The sequence below is a fragment of the Roseateles sp. P5_B10 genome (genome assembly GCF_056400485.1).
Map to the genome: position 1 here is coordinate 1 of NZ_JBFULE010000764.1, position 2471 is coordinate 2471.

General features: G+C 68.0%; 3 protein-coding genes. 2 read left to right on the top strand and 1 reads right to left on the bottom strand.

The window, feature by feature from the left end; genetic code table 11:
• Window positions 1-126 precede the first annotated feature (126 nt).
• Window positions 127-1047 (bottom strand): alpha/beta fold hydrolase, encoded by a 921-nt coding sequence (locus tag AC1DU6_RS27250; RefSeq protein WP_477860944.1) that lies wholly within the window; start codon window positions 1045-1047, stop codon window positions 127-129.
• A 15-nt stretch (window positions 1048-1062) separates the two neighbouring features.
• Here AC1DU6_RS27250 and AC1DU6_RS27255 point away from each other — a divergent pair, with 15 nt between their 5' ends.
• A complete protein-coding gene (locus tag AC1DU6_RS27255) occupies window positions 1063-1602 on the top strand; it encodes a GNAT family N-acetyltransferase (RefSeq protein ID WP_200955294.1) in 540 nt (179 codons plus the stop codon).
• Window positions 1603-1695: 93 nt separating this feature from the next.
• Window positions 1696-2471, top strand: a 776-nt coding sequence (locus tag AC1DU6_RS27260; protein ID WP_477860947.1) for an AMP-binding protein, incomplete at its 3' end; no start/stop codon positions are given.

The window sequence follows — 2471 nt, forward strand, 5'->3', positions numbered from 1 at the left end:
GGATATGGCCGTCGCGCAGGAAGGCTGAATAGCCGAGGTCGGAGATGCCGACGCTGAGTTCTCGCGAGCAGCTCRCCTGCGCGCCTGCGGCAGCCAGCGCGAGCAGCAACCCGATGGCAGGCTGCCTCATGTCTTCGACAGGAAGGGCTCAAGCATGGCGGCCAACGCTTCGGGTTGGTCGTGGTGCAGCATGTGGCCGGCGTCCTGCAGCACGGCCTTCTCCAGCTGTGGCACCAGGGCCAGGCGGGCCTCGAAGTCTTCGCGCGGGTAGCGAGTGCCCCAGAAGCGCGTCAGCTGGTCGTCGCTGCCCTCGACCCACAGCGTGGGCGCGGTGATGCGCTGCCAGCAGGCCAGCACCTCGGCCTTGCGGTAGAGCATGGGGTTGGCCAGCTTGTGGGCCGGGTCGGCATTGAGCTGGAAGCCCTCGGGCGTTTCACGCGACCAGTGCTGGGCCAGCCAGGCGGCCTTGGCCGCCGGCAGGCGGGGGTTGTTCTTCATCAGCCGCTCGGCCACGTCGGCCAGCGTCGCGTAGGGCCGCAGCGAGGGCGGGTCCTTCAGCTCGTCCAGCCATTTGGCCAGGCGCTCGGGCGAGGCGGCGGGCGAGATGTCGGGCATGCCGAAGCCTTCGAGATTGACGAGGCGACGGATGCGCTGCGGACGAACCCCGGCATAGCTCATGGCCACATTGCCGCCCATGCTGTGGCCCAGCAGGTCCACCGGCGCGCCCGGGCTCAGCGCATCGAGCAGGGCGTCGAGGTCGCCGAGGTAGTCCGGGAACCAGTAGCTGTCGGCACCCGTCGTCGCGCTGAGGCCGAAGCCGCGCCAGTCCAGCGCAATGATCTCGCGCTCCTGCTGCAGGGCATCGACGACGAACTGGAAGGACGCGCCGACGTCCATCCAGCCATGCACCATGACCAGGGGCGGGTGGCCCGGCAAGGGCTGGCCCCAGCGCAGGATGTGATGGCGCAGGCCGCGCAGGATCAGAAATTCGCTGCGGTGGGCGCGGCGCGGGGAATAGACATCGGGCATATCCGCACTGTAGGACACGGCAGTGCGCTGACAATGGCCACCATGCCCGCACCCCGCCACGACATCCGCGCCGCCGAGCCGCGCGATCTGAAAGCCATCGTCCAGTTGATCAGCGAGCTCGCCGAGTTCGAGAACCTGACCCATCTGTTGCAAGTCACGCCAGAGAAGCTCGAGCCGCATCTGTTTGGCGATGCTCCCGCGGCCGAGTGCCTGGTTGGCATGGTGGACGGTGAGGTGGTCGCCTTTGCGCTGTTCTATACCAACTTCTCGACCTTCCTGGCCAAGCCCGGCCTCTATCTGGAAGATCTGTATGTGCGCCCAGCCCACCGCCGCAGCGGCCTGGGCAAGGCGCTGATCATCGAGCTGGCCCAGACAGCCTGCGAGCGCGGCTATGGCCGTTTCGACTGGACGGTGCTGGACTGGAATGAGGACGCCATCCGCTTCTATGAAGGCCTGGGCGCCGACGTCATGCCGGAGTGGCGCATCTGCCGCCTGACCGGCGATGCGCTGGAGCGCTATGCCGACGGCGACCGGCCGAGCATGTGGTCGCCCTCCGCCTGGCTCGGGCTCTGACCTGACCGCCCGGTTTCTGCCCCGGGCAATCCATTAGCCCGGGCATTGCCGGGCTGGCTAGCATTCGCCCCCTTGTCCCAACCGGGGTGGCCCATGGCGGAAGACCGATACGAGCAGCTGCACGGCGCCTTCCGCTGGCAGGTGCCCCAGGACTTCAACATCGCCGAGGCCTGCTGCGGCCGCTGGGCGCGCGACACGCCCAACGCCACGGCCATTTATTTCGACAGCGAAAGCGGCTGCCGCGCCCACTACAGCTACGCGCAATTGCAGCGGGCCGCCAACCGGCTGTCCAACGCGCTGCTGGACCAGGGTGTACGCCGCGGCCATCGTGTGGCCATCGTGCTGCCGCAGCGCTTCGAGACGGCCGTCGCCCACATCGCGATCCAGCAGATTGGCGCGGTCGCCATGCCACTGTCCATGCTTTTCGGCGCCGAGGCGCTGGAGTACCGGCTGCAGGACAGCGGTGCCGTGCTCGCCATTGCCGCCTGCGAAGCCCTGCCGGCCCTGCGCGAGGTCAAGGCGCGCTGCCCGGCGCTGCGCCGCATCCTGGTCGTGGGCGAATGCCCGGTGGATTGCGACGAGCTGCCGTGGATGCAGGCCCTGCAGGCCGAGGAGGCGCGCTTCAAGCCAGTGGCCACTCAGGCCGACGACCCGGCCATCCTGATCTACACCAGCGGCACCACCGGCAACCCCAAGGGTGCACTGATCCCACAGCGGGCGTTGATCGGCAACCTGACTGGCTTTGTCGCCAGCCAGAACTGGTTCGGTTTCGATCCATTTCCCGATGTCACTGAGACGATCAGGCCCTCTTCCCTGGGGAAGAGGGAGCGGGAGATGGGAGGCGGCAATGAAGGGCCTCGGCCCAGCAA